Raw genomic sequence first — 18,863 nt, forward strand, 5'->3', positions numbered from 1 at the left:
TGACAAATTAACCCCGCCGCCAGCGCGCTTCCGACCGCACCGAAAGACCATGTTGAGAAGAGCCCAGGCCCTGCTCTGCTGCCTCGTCCTAGGAAGCCCTGCGGCAGGCGCTGCCCCCGGGCCGGACGAGCCGGTGCGGCTTGCGGTCGTGAACAGCTTCGGCGAGGCGGTTTCGCTGCGCTACTTTTCTGAAACCGTGGACGCCATCGCCCGGGCGGTGGCTCCCCGGCGGCTCGAAGTGCACGAGTACGAGCCCTCCTCCTTTCTCGAGGGCGCCCAGAAAAACAAGTTCGACGTCACCATCGCCTCGGCAGGGCTTACGACGCTGATGCTCGAGCAGACCAACGGCTCGGCGCTGCTGTCGCTTTCCACCCGCCGCGCCCCCAATCCCAACAAGGCCAACGGGACGGCCGTCATCGTCCGGGGCGACTCCCCGGTCCAGACCCTTGCGGACCTGCAGGGCAGACGCCTGGCCATCGTGAGCCGCAAAGCCTTCGCGGGCTGGCAGGTGCCCGCGGGGGAGCTCATGCGCTCGGGACAGAACCCCGAAGCAATTTTCTCTTCCATCCGCGAAGTCGGCATGCCGATGGAGAACGTCCTGCGCGAGGTAAAGACGGGCCGAGCCGACGTGGGCTTTGTGATCACGTGCCTGCTCGAAGAGCTGGAGGAGTCGGGCCGGATCGCCCGGGGCGAGTTTCGCTTAGTCGCGGAGAAGAAAGACCCCGACTTTGCCTGCCGGCACTCGACCGCGCTTTATCCGGGCTGGTTTTTGTCCGTGAAGCCCACCCTGCCCGCGGCCGACGCCCGCCGGATACTGATGGAAGTGCTCGCCCTGCCGCCCTCGCCCCGGCGCGGCGTCTACTGGACCGTCTCAAGCGACAGAAAGCCCATGCGGGATCTGTTCACGCTGATGAACCTCGAGCCCAGAAAGCCCAGCGTTGCGAATTTCATCCAGCGCTACAAGGGCTACTTTTTAGGCGCCCTGCTGGTGCTGCTCGCGCTTTTTCTCTACTCGGCCGCGATCACCCGGATCACCTACCGCCGCACCGCGGCTCTCGCCCGGGCCCGGGAGCGTCAGCTTAAGGCCGAGCTCGAGCTGAAGCGCAGCGCGCAGACCATCGACTCGCTCGAGAAGGTGCAGGCCGTGGGGCTCATCGCGAGCATGCTCGCCCACGAGCTGCGGCAGCCTCTCGTTGTGATCACCAACTACGCCCAGGGGCTTCGCATCAGGCTCTCGCGCGGCCCGGTCGACCGCGGCGTTCTGATGTCGAGCCTCGACGAAATCGAGGCCGCGGGCGAGAGGGCGGACGAAATCGTCGAGCACGTTCGAAATTTCGTGAAGGGCCGGCGCAGCCGCCCGGTCGAGCTCGATCTGGGGCAGGAGGTTGAAAAAATTATCCGGACCTTCAAGCGCCACTGCAGATCCGGCATTTCGGTCGCCTTCGAGCCCTGCCCGGGGCTTTCCGTGCGGGCCGACCCGGTGGAGCTCGGCATCATCTTCATGAATCTTCTGAGAAACTCCGAGGAAGCCTGCCTGAAAAACGAGCGGGACACGCCCGGCCGGATCGCGGTGCGGATCAGCCGGAGCGGCGAGCGGGCCGTCGTGCGCGTCCAGGACAACGGCCCGAGGCTCACCGATGAGGTCCTGGAGCGGATGCGGAAGCTCGGACGTCCCTCTTCGGGCGAAGGCCTCGGGCTGGGGCTCGGCATCACCCGGGAGCTCGCGGAGGGCTGCGGAGGATCGGTGAGCGTCGAGCGCTGCGAGCCCCGGGGCGCGTCGGTGACCGTGTCGCTGCCGCTCAGCTCTTCAAGTGCACAAGGGAGAAGCAATTGACGGTTGACCACAGTCTTGCCGTGATCCGCGTCGTGGATGACGAAACAGCCGTGCGGCATTCCTGGCAGTTCATCATCGAAAGCGCGGGCTGGAGCGTGCGCCCCTATGCGAGCGCCGAGGCATTCCTCCATTTCGACGACGAGCGGGTGCCCGGCTGCGTCATCCTCGACATCCAGATGCCGGGCATGAGCGGGATCGAGCTGCAGAAGGAGCTCGCCGCGCGCTCTTCGCGCATTCCGATCATCTTCGCCACCGCGCACGGGGACATCGACACCGCGGTCCAGGCCCTGAAGGACGGGGCGGCCGACTTCCTGCCCAAGCCCGTGAAGGCCGAGCGGCTGCTCGCTGCGATCGACAAGGCGGTGGAGGAGGACCTCCGGCGTCGCGAGTCCCAGTCGAAGCTAGAATCCGCGCTCGCGCTCTGGGAGGCGCTCACGCCCCGGGAAAAGGAAGTGGCCCGGGGGATCGCCCGCGGCGAGCTCAACAAGCAGGTCGCCGACCGGATGGGCATCACCGAGAAAACCGTCCAGGCGCACAGAAGCTCGCTGCTTCGCAAGCTCCGGATCCGGGGCGCGGCCGAGCTCGCCTCCTTTCTGATCGCGATCGGCGAGAGCACAGACAAGCGCCCGCAGCGCCGGCCGGCCCGAAGCTAAAAAAACAGCGGGAGAAACCCGGCCTGCCCTCCGGATTCCTCCCGCTGCCACTGCAAAAAAGTCTTTTCAGACGGTTCCGGCTACTTCCAGCCGTAGAACTCCTTCGTCACCCGCCAGGCCACCTGCTGGAGGTACTTCGCGTCCTCCGCCTTCAGCGGCTTTTCGCAGCCGCCCAAGAACTTGAACCCCTCGGGCGACTTGTGGAAAAGGGCCGAGTAGATCACCGAGCCGTAGAGATAGGAGCCCGCCGCGGTCGGATGGCGCTTGTCGGGCATGTGAAGGATGAGGTCCGGGCGGCCCTTCAGGCTTTCCGCGAAGGCCGGTCCGACCGGAATCGTGTAGACGCCCAGCTTGTTCGCCTGGGTGATCGTCGCATCGGCGAGCTTCTGGAACTGCTCGGGCTTGTCCTTCAGGGCCCAGGTGATGATGGCAATCGGCTCGCTGCCCGCCTCGCGGATCGTGGCGACGTGTTTTGCGAACCACTCATTGAAGTTCGCCTGCTCCTTCGGGTTGATCGGCTCGGTCGACTGGGCCTGCAGGAACACGACGTCGAACTTCGGCTTGTGCTTGTCATAGCCGTCGAACGGATGCGGCGCCAGGTATTCCTTGACGGAGTGGTAGCTCAGGCGCCCGCCCGAGATCGTGATCATGCGGGCGATCCAGTCGCGCTTCTCCTCCTTGGTGAAGCCGCGGACATAGCCGTTCACGCCGCAGTTGTAGTAGGTGAAGGAGTTGCCGACGTAAAGCCCGGTCTTCGGGGCCCCGTTCTTGAGCTGCGTCACCTTGGGCTGCACCGTGTTCACGAGCGGAGCGGCGCCGGCCGCCGCAACGGCCGCGCCCAGAGCGAGCGCGGCAAGCCAACGTACTGCTGCTTTCATCTTTTTCTCTCCTTTTCTCTTTCAGGCGTCCCTTACTTCCAGCCGTACCAGGCCTTCACGGTGTCCCAGGCAACCCGCGCCATGTTCTGCCGCACCGCGGGCTCAAGCGGCTTTTCGCATCCGCCCGCGAATCCGGTCGCTTCCGTGGGATCGCGGTGGTAGAGCGCCGCATAGATGGTCGAGGCCATCAGGTAGGAGCCCACGGCCGTCGGATGGGTGTTGTCGGGCATGATGAACTTCACGTCCGGATAGGCCTTCTGGGCCGCCTCGAAGGCAAGCCCCACGGGGATCACCATCATGTGGTTGTCGTTGGCGATCTTCGTGACGCAGTCAGCCACGAGCGACTGGGCCGGGGCGCCCTTCTTTCTCTGCACCCAGGTCATCAGCATCACGGGGGTGCCGCCGGCAGCCCGAATGGCCTTCACGTGATTGGGAACGTAGAAAGCGTCGCGCTTCTGATCCTCGGCCCCGCGGTTGCTCGCCTGCATGATCACGAGGTCATAGCTCTCGCGCTTCTTCAGCTCCTTTTGCATGAGCCCCGCGTCGAGCTGCCCGAACTTCTTGTCATGGGAGGCGAGCAGGTTGTTGTCCAGGTATTCGGCGATCGGGTACTGGCTCAGGTTCCCGCGGCCGATCGCAGCGATGCGGGTCTTGATCTTCGGGTTCGCCTTTTCGCGGATCAGCCCGCCCAGGTAGCCGTTGAGCCCGCAGTTGTAGTACATGTAGGAGTTGCCGACGATGAGGATGCTCTTCGGTGTCATCCCGAGATCTTTCACTTCAGGCTGCACGCCGGCGGCCGAAGCAGCGGCGCAGCCGAGGCAGAAAGCCGTCAGAACGGATAACTTAGCCCATCTGCTGTGAAGCATTGCAGTTTCTCCTTTCGCTTGGAAAAAACGTTTCCGGCCACGGGGCCGGCTCACCCTTGAGCGCATGCGGAGCCATGCTCACTCTTTTATTCAAAATCTATATATAGGGCGCATGCTTATTTGTCAACATTGTAATAAATAACAGTTTTCTTATCGAATACCAAAAATGAATGTATTATCCATTTATGACATAGAACGGCATCGTCCGGAGGTTTGGCGTGAGAAAGCCGAAAATTCAGCAGCTGGAGTCGCTCGTCACGGTGGCGAAGTTCGGGTCCATCAACGCAGCGGCCAAGGCGAACAACATTCCGCAGCCCTCGCTGTCGCGAGCCATCAAGGAGCTCGAGGAAACGGTCGAGCTGCCGCTGGTGATCCGTGGCCGCCAGGGCATCACCCTCACCAAGGCCGGCCGGGTCTTCGCCGAGCACGTGAGCTCCGTGCTCTCGGAGATAGACCGGGCGATCGAAGAGGCTCAGGCCATGACCGGGCGCAGCAACACGAAGCTCTCGATCGGCCTCTCCCCGATCACGGGAAACTCGATTTTCCCCAACGCGCTCGAGCGGATGATGAACAGCTTCCCGGACCTCAGCGTCCATGTCGAGGACAACCCCATCGGGCAGAACATCCAGCACCTGAGAAGCGGCTACCTCGACCTTGCAGTGGGCAACGCCGACGCCGACGCGAGCTTCGGCGAATTCACCTCCGAGCACCTCTTTGACTGCCCCTTCCGGTTCGTCTGCCAGAAAGGCCACCCGCTCGAGCACGCGACCCGGCTCGAAGAACTCTCGGAGGCGCGCTGGTGGGTCACCGGAGAGCTGCAGATCTGCATGAGGAAGAATCCGCACTTCGCGCACTTTTCCGTGCGCCAGGGGCTCGACACGAGAAGCCACCTCGTAGGCGTGCCGCTGCTCGAAAAAGGGTTCGTGTCGCTGCTGTCCGCGGTGCAGATCCGCAAGTACCGCGACAGGCTCTCGATCATCCCGATCGACTGCGGGCCGATAGTCGGGCACTACAGCCTCCTCTACCGCAGGGGCGTGCCCCTCACGCGGGCCGCAATGCGCATGGCGGCCACCCTGCACCAGGAGGCCGACGCCTACGACTGGCACAGCTTCTGAAAGCCTGCGCTCTCCGGACGAAAAAAAGCCGTCCCGAAAAAAACGCCGGGACGGCTGATGCACCACGGAGGAAAAAGCAAAACTCTCTGAAACTTTCCCCTTTACCAGCCGTTGAAGTCGCAGACCGCCTCCCAGGCCGCGCGCTGCAGGCCCGCGCCCGTTTCAGGATCGACGGACATGTCGTCGTATTTGCCGAAGAAGCCGGAGCCTTCCGGAGTCTGGCGAAGCAGGCTCGCAAAGAAGACGCAGGCCTCGAGATAGGTGCCGGCGACCGTCGGATGGCGGTTGTCGGTGCGGATGAGCTCGACCTGCGGCATTTCGCGCTGCGCCCTCGCGAAGGCGAGTCCGCAGGGCGCGACCGGCATCCTGTTCTTGTTCGCCTCCTTCGTGATCGCGTCCGCGAGCTGCCGGGTCATCTCCGGGCGTCCCTTGTAGGCCCAGGTCATCATCAGCATGGGCTCCGCGCCGGTCGCCCTCACGTCCGCGCTGTGGCGCGCGACGGACTGCGCGAAAAGCTTGTTGAGCTCGGGGTGGATCGGCCCCTGGGAGGAGTCCTCGAGCACCACGGCGTCGAAGATCTTTCCGTTCGGGTATTGGATGAACTGCAGGGTGTTCTTTCCGTCGGAGGAAAAAGCGTAGCTGCGAAGCCCGTTGGGCCGCAGGTAGCTCTTCACGTCGTGCCAGTACAGGCTCGAGCCGCTGATGCCCACCAGCGTAAGCACGAGCTTGATCCCCTTGGAGGCGGCGATGCCCACGAGCATCGGGTTCACGCCGCAGTTGAAGTACATGAAGGAATTTCCGACGAGAAGAATGTTCTTCACCGGATTCTTCAGCCCGGTCACAAGGGGCCTGATGGTGTAATCGTTTCCGTAAGCCTGATAGTCCATTTCGTTTCCTCTGGAGGGCCGGCCGGGGCGCAGAGGTCCCGGTCGGCTTTCTAACACAAGGAAGATTACATATTGAAGACGAGGTTAACCGCAAAGATCACGACAAAGCCGATGCACAGCGGCAGGGCCGTGCGGCGGCAGATGCCCATCGGGCTCACGCCGGCGGCAGCGGCGGCGGCGATCACGCAGCCGGCCACAGGGCTCATGGAGCGGAAGACCGAGCTCGCGAGGTGCATCGGGACCACCATGGCCGGGAGGTTCCCGCCCAGGCTGTTGTGCACGTCGTTGGCAAGGGAGCCGAAGGAAGCGAAGGCGCCCACGCCGGAGCCGGTCAGGGCGGTCACCACGCCCACGATGCCGGTGAGCACGCCGGTCATGCCGGTCACGCCGAAGCCCGTCTGGTAGGCGAGGTTGATGATCGCCTGGATCGCGCCGGAAACGCGCAGCGAGGTGGCGAACACTTCAGCGCAGATCACGAGCGCCACGATGCCGCCGAACATCTGGCCCATCTTCTTGAACATGACCACGGCGTCCTTGAAGACGGCGTTCACATTGCGCAGGCGGATGAGTTCAATCACCATGACGCAGAGCCAGGTGAGGAACAGCGAGGTGATCACGTTCAGCTTGATCGTGGAGATGCCGAACTTGGAGAACACGAACAGCAGGATGATCGGCACGAACGGGAAGATGGCGTACCAGCTCGGGCAGACGCGCTCGGCCTTGCCGGACTTGGAGTCGTCCATCAGGTTGTCGGTCGAATAGACATCGTCGTTCTTCTTGTCGAAGTACTTCTCAACAAAGTAGAGCGAAATGGCGATCGCAATCACGGCCGGGACCGCGCAGATCAGCTGATATTCGACGTAGAAGGCGGTCGGGTCCATGCCGACCAGCTTCGCGGCGAGCTGCTGGGTGCCAAAGAGCGGACCGGCTGCGATGCCGCACGAACAGACCAGCGCCGAGGCTGCCGCTGCTCGGGATACGCCGATGCGGATCAAAATCGGATAGAAGCTCACGAGCAGCAGCATGGTGAGGCCTGCCGCGGACACGATCACGATGTTGATGATCTGCCCCAGAATGTAGGCCACGGCGAGCAGAATGTAGGGGCTGCTGATTTTCTTCAGCGGCTCGGCCACGAGCTTGACCAGCGCGTTGGAGGCGCCGATCTGCGACATGTAGCCGGCGAAGCCGCCGGAGACCATGATGATGAGGCCCACGCTCGTAAGCTGCTTCTTGGAGATCGCCTCCATCAGGGCGAAGGGGTCAAACCCGATGAAGCCGGTAGGCTTCGTGCCCTTCGGCAGGAACGAATCCACGCCGCAGAATATCGAAACGTAGATGATGACTAGGCCGGCAACGAGCAGCACCATCTGGGTCTGGTAGCGTTTAATCAGCATCCAGCCCGCGATGACTGTTACGATCGCCGCAACAAGTACTGGAATCATGAGGATTCTCCTTTAGACGCTTATAGACAACCGAAAAACCACTGATAAGCTGTATTTATTTTCTCCAATTGGCCCTCCCCGGAATAGATAATCAAACTGCATGTGTTATTCAAAGAACATATAACCTGTCGTTTTTCGAGCGAACAGGCTTCAGGCTTGGAAACGAAATTTTTTAATGCAATTAAACAGGCGATTAAGCAGGAAACACCCCTGCGCGCAGGAAGGGGCCGCTCGAGCCGTTGAACTGATTTTGAGTATCCCCTCAAAGGCTCAGCCCCGACCCGGCCTCCGCCTTCCGGCTTAAGCACAAGGATAAGGACGCACGGGGGCGCAGACTAGGACTGTTTGGTCAAAATAATTTTGCAGATCAAGCAAAGCCCACCCCGGCGCAGCGCCGCGGCAGAGCGCCCTTTCAGCTGAAATCCGCACGACGAAGCAGCCGCCCGGGCAACGGCAGGAGGAGCGGGCCGGAAGCTCAGTCCGGCCGCTTTTTTCTCACGGCTCGCCCTTCGCCGCCCGGCATCCGTCTGTGTTTTTTATCCATTTTCCGATCCTCAAACCCTCAGTGCGCCGTTTTCCAAAGCCCCTGGGCTTACCCCCTGGACCCACCCCCGGCATTTCTCCAGTACAGTGCCCGGATTAATGTCCTATTTAACTGTTTTTAAAGTAAAAATAAAATGTTTTCAGCACCAGGGAGCCTGCAGACCGAGCCTCAGAAGCAGCGAAAAAAACAAAGGGCCGGCCCTGAAGGACCCCAGAGCTTCAACAACGGGAGACCAAAATGGAGACAAATGAAAAAACGGGAACCGCCCCGCGGTTCTCGCGGCGGCGCGTGCTTGCCGGAGGAGCCGCCGCGCTCGGAGCTTCGGCGATTTCCTGGAAAGTGATCGCCGGGCAGATCGAGGAGCTCAAGCAGCAGGGCTGGGAAGCGAGCCCCTGCGCCTGCAAGGTCTGCGGCGGAGGCTGCGGACTGCTGATCCTGAAAAAGAAAGGCGAAAAGCCCTCGCTTGCCACCGTGCGGGTGTTTCCCAATCCCGCGCATCCGCAGCGCGGCATGTGCGGCCGCGCGGCCCAGGCGGTCATGCTCTGGGCGAGCCCCCTCAGGCTCAAAAAGCCGCTCAAGCGCACGGGCGCGCGCGGAGAGGGCAAATTCAAGGAGGTGAGCTGGGAGGAAGCGCTCGACGGGATCGCCGCGGAACTGAAGAAAATCGTCGAGCGCTACGGCGACAACGCCGCAGTCTTCACCAGCCACTCGTTCTCCGGCGTGCAGAAATGGGCCTCCTGGTGCCTCGGAACCCCCAACCAGATCGGGCATCAGTCCACCTGCAACACGGCGAGCAACGCAGGCCGCATCCTCACCTTCGGAGCGAAGTTCGCCAATAAGAACAAGATCGACCCCGACTACGACAACGCCTCGGTCATCGTGCTGGTCGGCCGCTCGATCAACTGCCCGATGGGCGTGGCCGGCCGCCTGGCCGAGGCGAGGGACCGCGGCGCGAAAATCATCTTCGTGAACCCCTGGCAGCCCGACGCCGCGCTGGGACTCGGCGAGTGGGTGCCCGTCACCCCGGGGACCGACGGCGCTTTCCTTCTTTCGCTGATCCAGGTCATGATCCGCGAAAAGCTCTATGACGAGCCTTTCCTCGCCCGCCAGACCAACGCCGCCTATCTCGTTGCCTCCGACGACGGGCGGCCTCTCACGCGCGCAGAGCTCGAGGGCACGGAGTCGGACGCCGACAAGGCGCTTTTCGCCGTGAGGCTTAAAACCGGAGGCATCGCCTTCCAGGGGCTTCGGAAGGAGACCGTCCGGGACGAAAAGACCGGAGGGACGAAAGAAGTCCTCTCCTTTGTGGAAAACCCGGCCCAGGCCCCGGAAATCGACTGGAGCGGTGAAGTGAAGACCCGCTCGGGCGCCCTCCTCTCCTGCAGGACCGCCTTCGCGGCCTTCCGCGAGCTCGCCGCGAAGTTCGAGCCCGCCCAGGCCGCGGGGATCTGCGGCGTGCCCGAAAAGACGATCGTGTCGCTCGCGAGGCTTCTGTGCAGGGCCCGCGGCGTGGTCGAAGACGGCTGGTACTCGTCCCGCAACGGCAACGATGTTGAGCTGAGCCAGCTGCTTTGCGTGATCAACGCCTTCATCGGAAACGTGGACCAGAAAGGGGGGCTGTGCGTGATGGAGGGCGCGGGCCTTTCCTCGGCCTCCGTGAAATTCGACTCCAAAACAAAGACCTGCACTGCCCCGGGCGGCGAGACCTGGCAGATCGCCAACCCGCTGCGGGCCGACCGCGCGCTCTACCCGGACGCGCCGGGCGCCTTCTTCGCGCTCGAAAAAGCGCTCTTCGAGCAGAAGCCCTACCCCGTGAAGGCCCTCTTTGTGACCGGGACGAACCTCCTGCAGCGCGAAGCCGGCACGGAGCGCATGAGGAAAATGCTCGCAGCGTTCGAACTCGTCGTCGTCCAGGACGTCATGCCGCAGGAAACCTGCGACTTCGCCGACTATGTCCTGCCCTCCACCTTCTTCCTTGAGCAGGGCGGCGTCTCCGGGATCGAATTCACGCGGGAAATGGCAGGCGCCATCCAGAAAAGCGCCCCGGGACTGCCCGTGCCCGAGGGGTGCGAGGCCCGCGACGATCTCTTCGCCCTCATGGAGATCGTCCGCCGCGCCTTCCCTGAGCGCGCGGCGCGTCTGGGCTACACCCGGGAGTGCCGCACGAACGCGCAGTTCCGCGAGTGGAAGAAGACGCTTTCAGCCGGCAAGGGCTACGGTGCTTTCATGAAGGAGCTCGAAGCCGCCGATCCGGAAAAGGCGGCGGCCGTGAAGGCGGGCCTCGACAAGGACGGCTGGGCCTTGACGCGCCCGAAGGCCTTCGGCGCCTACCCGTTCAAAAAGCCTTTCGACACCCCGACTGGAAAAATGGAGATCTACAGCTTCTGGACCTTCCTCAAGCCCGCGAGGAAGGCGCTCCCCGCGCTGCCCGTCTGGGAGCCCGTCAAGGCCTACAGGCTCCCCCGTGGGAAAGACGAGTTCTACACGGTCTCAGGCAAGAATCTGCAGGGGAACTCGGGGCTTGCCATGTTCGGCCCCGCCTCGCGCGCCTGGTCCGAGCGCCGGGCTGTGATGAATCCGGAGGACGCGGCGAACCTTGGCATCGGCGAAAACGACCTGCTGGAAATCCAGGCCCTGGATACCGGCTTCAAGGAGAAAAGCCGGGTGCACCTCTCGCGCAGGATCCGCCGCCGCTGCCTGTACATGGCGGGCTTTTCCGGCGGAACCCGCTCGAAGCTGCTCCGGGCCCTTTCGCCCGAAGACGCCGGGTGGATGGAGGAAGGCGTCAACCCCAACTGGTTTGCTTCGGGCTGGGCAAGCCCGGTCTTCGGGGCTCTGGCCAACAACGGCTCGGTTTCAGTCAGGAAAATCTCAGGCTAAGGAGTGCGGGCAATGACTCAGCAGAAACACAAGAAACAGTATGCGCATCTCTTCAACGCGACGCGCTGCATCGGCTGCACAGCCTGCATGAGCGCCTGCGCGAACACGAACTACGCGGACGTGCTCGCGCTCGGGCGGGCGATCCCCGGCAGGATTATGCCGGAAAACATCAACCGCGTCGTCCTGGACGGCAGCCGCCGTCCCTTCCAGGTGATGAGCCAGTGCCAGCAGTGCGCCGACGCCCCCTGCATCAGGGCCTGCCCGTTCGGGGCCAACTACCGCGACCCCGAAACGGGGCTCGTGGAGATTGACCCGAAGCGCTGCATCGGCTGCAACTACTGCATCGCGGCCTGCCCCTACGACGCGCGCTGGAGCAATCCGGTCACGGGACTGCCCAGCAAGTGCATGGGCGAAGGCTGCAGGCGGCTCGTGGCCGAGGGGAAGGACCCGGCCTGCGTCTCGGCCTGCCCGACGCACGCGCGCATTTTCGGGGACATCAGCGACCCGGAGAGCGAAATCAGCGAGGAGCTGCGGACCGGCCGCATCGCAAAGCTTCTTGAGCACAAGGGAACGAAACCCAATTACTTTGTAGAGGTGTCGAAATGACAGACGCGGGCTTTCTTGCACTCACTCCGCAGCTTGCGGCTGCGCACTGGGGATGGACGATCGCCTTCTTCCTGTGGTTCATCGGCCTGTCGGGCATGCTGATGGCGCTTTTTTACTTCGTGCGCGACCGGCGCTTCGTCCTGATCGCCTTCGCCTCTTCGGTCCTCGGCTGCCTTTTTGTGCTCTCGCACCTCGGGCGTCTCACGAACCTGCCCTTTGCGGTGTTCCACGCGCTTGCGGACCTCAGCCTTAACTTCGGCTCCTGGATGCTGATCGGGATCTGCCTGCTCGCGCTGCAGGCCCTGCTCACCTTCCTCGCCTGCCTCGTGCTCTACGGCCGGTTCAAAAAGGAGCTCGCACCCGCGCTGACGAAAGGACGGGCCGCGCCGCTTGCGCTCGCGGCCGTGGGAGTCGCGGTTACCGTGTACTCGGGCTTCCTTCTCACCCAGGCCTCCGGCATTGCCTTCTGGCACACGGCGCTCATCCCCGTGCTCTGGGTGCTCTCGGGGCTCGCCTGCGCGCTCGCGGTGTGGGAATTCCTGGGCAGCCGCGACAAGGCCGCCCTTCCCCGCACCGCCCGGACCGCCGGGATCGTGATCGAAGCGGCGGAGCTCTTCGCCCTTTTCGCTCTGCTGCACGTCGCCCTCCAGTACTCGAGCGAGGGCGCCCGGGCCGGAGCGGAGAACCTGATCCGCGGCGAGTGGTCGCTGATGTTCTGGGCGGGAGCGGTCGCCGCGGGCATCGTGCTGCCGCTGCTGCTCAGGCTCTTCGGGGAGAAAATGAAGGCCGCGGCGCTGCTTTGCGCGGCGCTCGCCCTGGCCGGAGCGCTTTTCGTGCGCGCCTCCATCCTGTTCTCAGGCTATTTTGACCCGCTCGTCTGAGCGATGAGGCCCCCTGAAGCTTTACGCGCCGCAGGTCCTTCCTGCGGCGCTTTTCCTTTCCAGCTCTTCCCCGGGAGCCTGAAAAGAGCTTGCTTAGAAGAGCCGGAAGATCTCGTCGATGCGCTTCAGGTCCGGCCCGAACCTGTTCAGAGCGAGCTGCAGGAGAATGCGGGCCTTCTGGGGCGAAAAATCCCGCGAGGGAATGATCCCGGCCTTCTGCCAGCGCTCCATCCCCTCTATCACGCAGCCCGAGCCCGTGCGGCTCGCGCGCACGACCACCATGCCTTTGGCAATCACCCGCAGCAGCTCCGCCTCCATCGCCTTCGAGATCGTGCCGTGCCCGCAGCCCGCGTGCACAAGGCCCTGATAGCCCGCCTGCAGCGCGGCCTGGGGGATGAAGAGATCGTCCTCGGCATGCGCGTAGATCACGGCCACACGGGGCAGAGCTCGCCCATCGATAAAGTCCCCGCAGGAAAAGAGGCTCCCGGTGGTGTGGGGCCTTGTGCTTTCCATGGCGTAGGAAACCGTTTCACCGAGCACGAACCCGAGCGGCCCCGCGCTGCGGCTCTGGAAGGTCTCAACCGCCGTGGGATGGGCCTTCGTCACATCGCGGGCCCCGTGGATCGAGCCGTTTAAAACCACCAGCACGCCCCGCCCGGCGGAGAGCGGGCAGGAGGCCACGCGGATGGCGTTGAGAAGGTTGAGGGGGCCGTCCGCGGACAAAGCCGTGGCAGGCCGCATGGCGCCGGTGAGCACCACGGGCTTGTCGGTCTTCAGCACGAGATTCAGGAAGAAAGCGGTCTCCTCCATCGTGTCGGTGCCGTGGGTGATGACAACGCCGGTGAGATCCGGCCGGCTGCAGGCCTGCTCGATGCGGCGGGCGAGGTCGATCCACACCCCGGAGGTGATGCTGCTGGAAGAAACCGAGCACAGGGTGAGGAGCTCGATGTCAGCCACCTGGTCTATACCGGGAATGGATCCGAGAACATCCTCCACACCGAGCCCCTGGATGCTGTAGCCGGTGAGCTGCATCGGGCTCGAGCCCGAACTGACGATGGTGCCGCCTGTAGCAATGATGAGAATTTTAGGTTTCATGATTTTTTCATTCTGGTTGATGGGCCGAGGGTGCCCGTTCTCATTTTTGCAGAAATCGGGGACTGCGGCGGCCGCTTTCTGCGCACGGTGCCGTCTCCTCCGGGACCCGCCCGCGGAACGCGGCGGAGCAGCGCTCCAAATGGCCTACAATGGTGCACGGAAAATCCCGGGGAGAAGCCGATGGGCAGAGCTTCCCGGGACAGCCATCCTTCAGAAATTTTTTTCAAGGGGGACTATCAATGTTTGATCTGCTTCTCAAGGGAGCCCGGGTCGTCGACCCGGTCAATCATGTGGACCGCGTGACCGACGTCGCCGTCGAAGGCGGGAAGATCGCCGGCGTAGGCGACAACCTGGGGCCGGCGCGCAGCACCAAAGACCTCACCGGCCTCGTTCTGATGCCCGGCGTGATCGACCCGCACCTTCACCTGGGCCCTGAATTCGGGTCGCACTACGGCCAGAGAATGACGGCGCTTTCCGGCGTCACCACGTGCCTCGACATGGCCGGACCCGTGAAGGAGATCATTGCCGACAGCCATGAGTACGGCTGCGGCATCAACGTGGCCATGCTCGAGGGCTTCTCGCCCAAGGCGCAGTTCGGCACAGAGTCTCCCACGGGCGAGCAGCTCGACCACTGGATCGAGAGCTGCCTCGAGGCCGGGGCGCTCGGCGTGAAGGTGATGGGCGGGCACTGGCCGGTCGCTCTTGAAACCGAGGTCGAAGTCATCCGCCGAGCGCCTAAGCACGGCGCCTACGCCGCCTGGCACGCCGGTTCCTCCACGGCCGGCTCCAACATCAAGGGCATGATGGAGGTGGTCGCCTCCATCGGGGAGCTGCCGCTGCACCTCGCCCACATCAACGCGTACTGCCGCGGCCGGGTGCGCCCGGTGATCGACGAGGTCACCGAAGCGCTCACGCTGCTCAAGGGCGCGCCGAACATCTGGAGCGAGGCCTATGTGAGCCCGATGAACGGCACGGTGCTCGCCTGCGACCCGAAGGACGGCCACTGCACGGACCACGTCACCTGCAACTGCCTGCGCGGCTTCGGCTTTTCCGAGGACGCGGCCGGCATGGAAGCCGCGATCAAGGCGGGCCGCCTCTTCGTCATTTACGACGACGGGCAGACCTCGACCCTGATCGGGGGCGACGAGGCGCTCAAATACTGGAAGGCGAAGAACACGCAGACCGCGGGCTCCTTCCCGGTGAACCCCGCGGTGTCGCGCTTCCTCATCGCGCAGGCCAAGCGCGACGACGGCTCCTTCGTGGTTGATTCGATTTCGACCGACGGAGGCTGCATCCCGCGCAACGTCATCATCGACACGGGGCTCTCGCTCGTGCGCTTCGGCGCGCTCACGCTGCCGGAGTTCGTGGTGAAGGCCTCGGTGAACGCGGCGCGCCACCTGCGCCTCGTGAACAAGGGACACCTCTCCGAGGGGGCCGACGCCGACATCACCGTCTTCAACCTCGAAGAGCAGAAGGCGGTCATGACCTGGGTGGCGGGCCGCCAGGTGCTCGACCACGGCAAACTCCTGCAGAAAGGCACGAACTTCATCTGCCATCCGAAGGGCAAGGCCGCGATCGAGGCCGCGGGCTTCACCTGCACCACGGTGACGCGCGACACTCCGGATCCGAAGCGCTTCGTCATCTGAGAAAAGAGCGCGGCACGCCTTTTGCGGCCGAGCTCTTCTGAAAAAGGGCCAGGCTGAAAAAACGGGGCGGCCGCGCGGGGGCCGGCAGAGGGCAGTTCCGCCTCCGCCGGCCTTTTTGAAGGTTCTTCCATCGCTTTTTAACTTTCCTTAGAGTAGTTTTTTTGCGGCCGGCGCAGCCGGGCAGAGTCAGAAGAAAAGGCAGGGCCGGCGCCGCCCCGGGAGAAAAAAGATGAAAACCACGTTCGTCGCCACAGGCGACAGCTTTATCACCCGTCACATTCCGGAAGAGGGCTACCCGGGCTATGAGGAGCTCTCCGACCTGATCTGGAACCATGACGTCCGCTTCGCCAACCTCGAGATGACCTTCCACAACTCGGAGGGCTCCCCCGCGGCCGAATCAGGCGGCACCTGGGCCATGACCGACCCCAGCATGCTCGACGACATGCTGGGCTTCGGCTTCAACCTCTTCAACACCGCCAACAACCACTCGGGCGACTTCGGCGAAGGGGGCACCATGGCGACGATCCGCCACCTGCGCGAGCGCGGCATGATTTTCGCCGGCACCGGCCCCACGCTGCAGGAAGCCTCGCACGCCGCCTATCTGGAGACCCCGGGGGCGCGCGTCGCCCTCATCGGCCTGAGCAGCACCTGCTCCAAGTCGTCCATCGCCGGCGGCCAGGGCCTCGACATGAGAGGTCGCCCGGGGCTCAACCCGCTGCGCTTCCGCACGGTCCACCACCTGAACGCAAAGCACTTCGCGATGGCGAAGGAACTGGCCGAAGTGACGCTCGTGAATGCGCAGAAGGAGTACTCGATCTCCACGGGCTACACCCCGCCTTTTGCCGAAGGCACCATGCCGCTTGGCAGCATGTCGCTTGTGCTCAACGCCAAGGACTCCGACAAGGAATGGAACGAGACGATTCCGAACGCGGCCGATCTCGAGCGGACGGTTTCCGAAATCCGCGAGGCGAAGCGCCAGGCCGACATCGTGCTCGTTTCCATCCACACGCATGAAATGCGGGCGCGCAAGACGAACGAACCACCGCTTTTCCTCGAGCGGTTCGCCCACGCCTGCATCGATGCGGGCGCGACGGCCGTGATCGGGCACGGACCGCATGAAATGCGCGGCATCGAAGTCTACAAAGGCGGCCTCATCTTCTACAGCGTCGGGAACTTCATTTTTGAAACCGAAACCGTGGCGAGACAGCCCTGGGACGCCTTTGCGAAGCACGGCCTACCGGTCGACACCGGAGTGGGCGCCTACATGGACCACAGAAGCTGCAACGGGACGAGGGGCTACGTCGTCCTCGAGAACATCTGGCGGGCCATCGTTCCCGAATGGACGGTCGAAGACGGGCGGGTGAAGGACGTGATCCTGCACCCGATCGAGCTCGGGCAGTCTGCGCCGAGGTCGCAGCGCGGCGTGCCGGTCCTGTCCACCGGGGACAAGGCGAAGGCCGCCCTTGAGTATCTGCGGGAGCTCTCGAAGCCTTACGGGACCAAAATCACCATCCGCGGAGGCGTGGGCCGGGTGGCGATGGGCTGAGCCTTAAGGCCCGCCGTCTCTCGTGCGGCTTTAAAGGCCGGTCCGGCCGGGGCCCTGAGGCCCCGGAGCCCGCCCGGCCGGGCCCGGGCCGCAGCCCCATCACCGGCAGAGCAGCAAAAACGGGGCCTGATCCGCAGAGAACCGGCCCCGTCGCCTGAAGCGGGGTGAGCGCTTCAGGCTTTGATTGAAATCATTCTCTCAATTCATTGATTTCGAAGCTTATCTTCGAGCGGCACGCCCCTGGTAGCGGCCCGTGCGGTCGTAAAAATTCCCCTTCTCGTCCTGCCGGCCCTGATAGCGGCCGGTGCGGTCGTAGTAATTGCCCTTGTTGTCCTGCCGGCCCTCGTAGCGGCCGGTGCGGTTGTAGTAATTGCCCTTGTTGTCCTGCCGGCCCTCATAGCGGCCCGTGCGGTCGTAGTAATTGCCCCTCTCGTCCCGGCGGCCCTGGTAGCGGCCGGTGCGGTCGTAGAAATTTCCCTTGTCGTCCTGCCGGCCCTGGTAGCGGCCGGTGCGGTCGTAAAAATTCGTCGCCGCCTGCGCTGCCGTCACGGCCGCCGCAAGGAGCGCCCCGATGAATGCCCTTCTCGTGCTGCAAATGCGCATCGTCTGATCTCCTCTTTCTGACCCCCGGCGCTTCGGCCGGGCCTCAGATCCTGCTGGAAATCATAGTGCCGGAAAGCGTCACCGGCGCGGGGTTCCGGTGCTGCCCACATACCGTCCCTCGGGGCTGTAGACCCTGCCGTCCGCAGCCGCGCGGCCCACGTAGCGCCCCCTGCTGTCGTAAGTGCGCCCGTCCCTGTCCGTTCTTCCCACGTACTCGCCCCTCGGGCCGTAGGCGCGGCCTTCGGGCTGAGGCCTGCGCGCGGGCGTGGGCCTGGCGGGGCCGCGCTCCGGGGCGCCGGAGCCCGGGAGGGCGGCCCGGGCCGAAGCCGCTGCGGCAAGCAGCATCAAAAGCGCCGTGCGGCGCGTGAACGATCCGATCCAAAGCATGGCATTGCCCCCGTTTCGCAAATGCGGGCAGGACACGCCCGCAGAGGCGTCGGAAACCGAGCGCCGGCCCGGGCCTCACGCCGCCTTTTCCTTCAGGATATGATGGCCTCACCCAAAGCTTTCAGGCAACTGCCTTAGATATCTTTACATTATGCAGATCATCAGCAACGAAACATTCGGCGGCGAGCGCGCCCTCTACAAGCTGCAGGACGCGACCCTCTCGCACGTCTCCATCGAGCCGGGCGAGTCCCCGCTCAAGCACGGCCGGCATCTTATCCTGAAGGACTGCGAGATCAACGGGAAATATCCCCTCTGGATCACTGACGACGTCCGCGTCCAGAAGTGCCTGTTCAAGGTCGGCGCCCGCTCGGGCCCCTGGTACGTGCACGATTTTCTCCTTGAGGACTCCGTGCTCGAGTCCCCGAAGGCTTTCCGCGACTCCGACGGCGTCAAGATCCGCCGCACGCAGTTCAAGCTCGCCCAGGAGACGCTCTGGAGCTGCCGCAACGTCGACATCGAGGACACGGTGTTCGACCAGGCCGACTACCTGCTCATCCACTCCGAGGACCTGCGGATGAAAAACGTCACGGTGTCAGGCAACTATCTCTTCCAGTGGGGCCGCAACGCCCAGATCTTCGACAGCACGCTGCACTCGAAGGACGCCTTTTGGAATACGGAAAACGTCACCTGCTACAACTGCTTCCTCGACGGCGAGTACCTGGGCTGGCACAGCCGCAACCTCCATCTGGTCAACTGCCGCATCAAGGGCACGCAGCCGCTTTGCTACTGCGACAACCTCGTGCTCGAAAACTGCACCTTCGACCCGGATGCGGACCTCGCCTTCGAATACTGCAGCGTGAAGGCCGACATCAAGGGCGCCGTGACGAGCGTGAAGAACCCCACGACGGGGTCGATCAGCGCCGATTCGATCGGAAAAATCATCATTGACGACAACGTTCTGCCGCCGGCGAACTGCCGGATCACCGTGCGCGGGTAAAGC

General features: G+C 63.8%; 16 protein-coding genes. 9 read left to right on the plus strand and 7 right to left on the minus strand.

The genetic code is table 11. From position 1 onward, the window contains the following. The first annotated feature begins 49 nt into the window (after positions 1 to 49). Together MUN46_RS07650 and MUN46_RS07655 are read left to right on the plus strand one after the other, a co-directional pair. Positions 50 to 1,834: a sensor histidine kinase gene (locus tag MUN46_RS07650; protein WP_243376635.1), complete on the plus strand. Its 1,785-nt coding sequence runs from the start codon at positions 50 to 52 to the stop codon at positions 1,832 to 1,834. Then, positions 1,831 to 2,487: a response regulator transcription factor gene (locus MUN46_RS07655; protein WP_243376634.1), complete on the plus strand. Its 657-nt coding sequence runs from the start codon at positions 1,831 to 1,833 to the stop codon at positions 2,485 to 2,487. The genes MUN46_RS07650 and MUN46_RS07655 overlap by 4 nt, the downstream gene beginning before the upstream one ends. A gap of 80 nt (positions 2,488 to 2,567) precedes the next feature. On the opposite strand, the gene MUN46_RS07660 is transcribed toward MUN46_RS07655, so the two are convergent. Next, a complete protein-coding gene (locus MUN46_RS07660) occupies positions 2,568 to 3,365 on the minus strand; it encodes an SGNH/GDSL hydrolase family protein (RefSeq protein ID WP_243376633.1) in 798 nt (265 codons plus the stop codon). 32 nt (positions 3,366 to 3,397) lie between these two features. Further along, positions 3,398 to 4,231: an SGNH/GDSL hydrolase family protein gene (locus tag MUN46_RS07665; RefSeq protein WP_243376632.1), complete on the minus strand. Its 834-nt coding sequence runs from the start codon at positions 4,229 to 4,231 to the stop codon at positions 3,398 to 3,400. Between the two features lie 218 nt (positions 4,232 to 4,449). Here MUN46_RS07665 and MUN46_RS07670 point away from each other — a divergent pair, with 218 nt between their 5' ends. Next, on the plus strand, positions 4,450 to 5,346 hold the full coding sequence (locus MUN46_RS07670; RefSeq protein WP_243376631.1) for a LysR family transcriptional regulator: 897 nt from the start codon (positions 4,450 to 4,452) through the stop codon (positions 5,344 to 5,346). A 101-nt stretch (positions 5,347 to 5,447) separates the two neighbouring features. Here the strand turns inward: MUN46_RS07670 and MUN46_RS07675 are convergent, their stop codons facing one another. Both MUN46_RS07675 and dcuC read right to left on the minus strand, forming a co-directional pair. After that, positions 5,448 to 6,233 carry a DUF4886 domain-containing protein gene (locus tag MUN46_RS07675; protein WP_243376630.1) on the minus strand — a complete coding sequence of 262 codons (786 nt, stop codon included), beginning with the start codon at positions 6,231 to 6,233 and terminating at the stop codon, positions 5,448 to 5,450. A gap of 65 nt (positions 6,234 to 6,298) precedes the next feature. After that, positions 6,299 to 7,675 carry a C4-dicarboxylate transporter DcuC gene (dcuC, locus tag MUN46_RS07680; RefSeq protein ID WP_243376629.1) on the minus strand — a complete coding sequence of 459 codons (1,377 nt, stop codon included), beginning with the start codon at positions 7,673 to 7,675 and terminating at the stop codon, positions 6,299 to 6,301. Positions 7,676 to 8,456: 781 nt separating this feature from the next. Between dcuC and MUN46_RS07685 the strand changes: the two genes are divergently transcribed. Genes MUN46_RS07685 through nrfD form a run of 3 tightly spaced genes read left to right on the plus strand, consistent with a single transcriptional unit; the run spans position 8,457 to position 12,586 of the window. After that, positions 8,457 to 11,099 (plus strand): molybdopterin-containing oxidoreductase family protein, encoded by a 2,643-nt coding sequence (locus MUN46_RS07685; protein WP_243376628.1) that lies wholly within the window; start codon positions 8,457 to 8,459, stop codon positions 11,097 to 11,099. A gap of 12 nt (positions 11,100 to 11,111) precedes the next feature. After that, entirely contained in the window at positions 11,112 to 11,705 is a 594-nt protein-coding gene (locus MUN46_RS07690) for a 4Fe-4S dicluster domain-containing protein (protein WP_243376627.1), read from the plus strand. Further along, entirely contained in the window at positions 11,702 to 12,586 is an 885-nt protein-coding gene (gene nrfD / locus MUN46_RS07695) for an NrfD/PsrC family molybdoenzyme membrane anchor subunit (protein ID WP_243376626.1), read from the plus strand. The genes MUN46_RS07690 and nrfD overlap by 4 nt, the downstream gene beginning before the upstream one ends. A 93-nt stretch (positions 12,587 to 12,679) precedes the next feature. On the opposite strand, the gene MUN46_RS07700 is transcribed toward nrfD, so the two are convergent. Then, positions 12,680 to 13,681 (minus strand): asparaginase, encoded by a 1,002-nt coding sequence (locus MUN46_RS07700; protein ID WP_243376625.1) that lies wholly within the window; start codon positions 13,679 to 13,681, stop codon positions 12,680 to 12,682. Positions 13,682 to 13,920: 239 nt separating this feature from the next. Between MUN46_RS07700 and MUN46_RS07705 the strand changes: the two genes are divergently transcribed. Continuing rightward, a complete protein-coding gene (locus MUN46_RS07705; protein WP_243376624.1) occupies positions 13,921 to 15,327 on the plus strand; it encodes an amidohydrolase family protein in 1,407 nt (468 codons plus the stop codon). Positions 15,328 to 15,556: 229 nt separating this feature from the next. Further along, the gene (locus tag MUN46_RS07710) at positions 15,557 to 16,873 is read left to right on the plus strand and encodes a CapA family protein (RefSeq protein WP_243376623.1); all 1,317 of its coding nucleotides are present in this window, start codon (positions 15,557 to 15,559) and stop codon (positions 16,871 to 16,873) included. Positions 16,874 to 17,092: 219 nt separating this feature from the next. Here MUN46_RS07710 and MUN46_RS07715 read toward each other — a convergent pair whose 3' ends face one another. Continuing rightward, the gene (locus MUN46_RS07715) at positions 17,093 to 17,476 is read right to left on the minus strand and encodes a transcriptional initiation protein Tat (protein WP_243376622.1); all 384 of its coding nucleotides are present in this window, start codon (positions 17,474 to 17,476) and stop codon (positions 17,093 to 17,095) included. A gap of 78 nt (positions 17,477 to 17,554) precedes the next feature. Continuing rightward, positions 17,555 to 17,863 (minus strand): hypothetical protein, encoded by a 309-nt coding sequence (locus tag MUN46_RS07720; RefSeq protein WP_243376621.1) that lies wholly within the window; start codon positions 17,861 to 17,863, stop codon positions 17,555 to 17,557. Positions 17,864 to 18,014: 151 nt separating this feature from the next. On the opposite strand from MUN46_RS07720, the gene MUN46_RS07725 reads away from it, so the two are divergent. After that, on the plus strand, positions 18,015 to 18,860 hold the full coding sequence (locus MUN46_RS07725) for a DUF3737 family protein (protein ID WP_243376620.1): 846 nt from the start codon (positions 18,015 to 18,017) through the stop codon (positions 18,858 to 18,860). Positions 18,861 to 18,863: the final 3 nt, after the last annotated feature.

This window comes from Mesosutterella faecium (assembly GCF_022809315.2).
GTDB lineage: Bacteria > Pseudomonadota > Gammaproteobacteria > Burkholderiales > Burkholderiaceae_F > Mesosutterella > Mesosutterella faecium.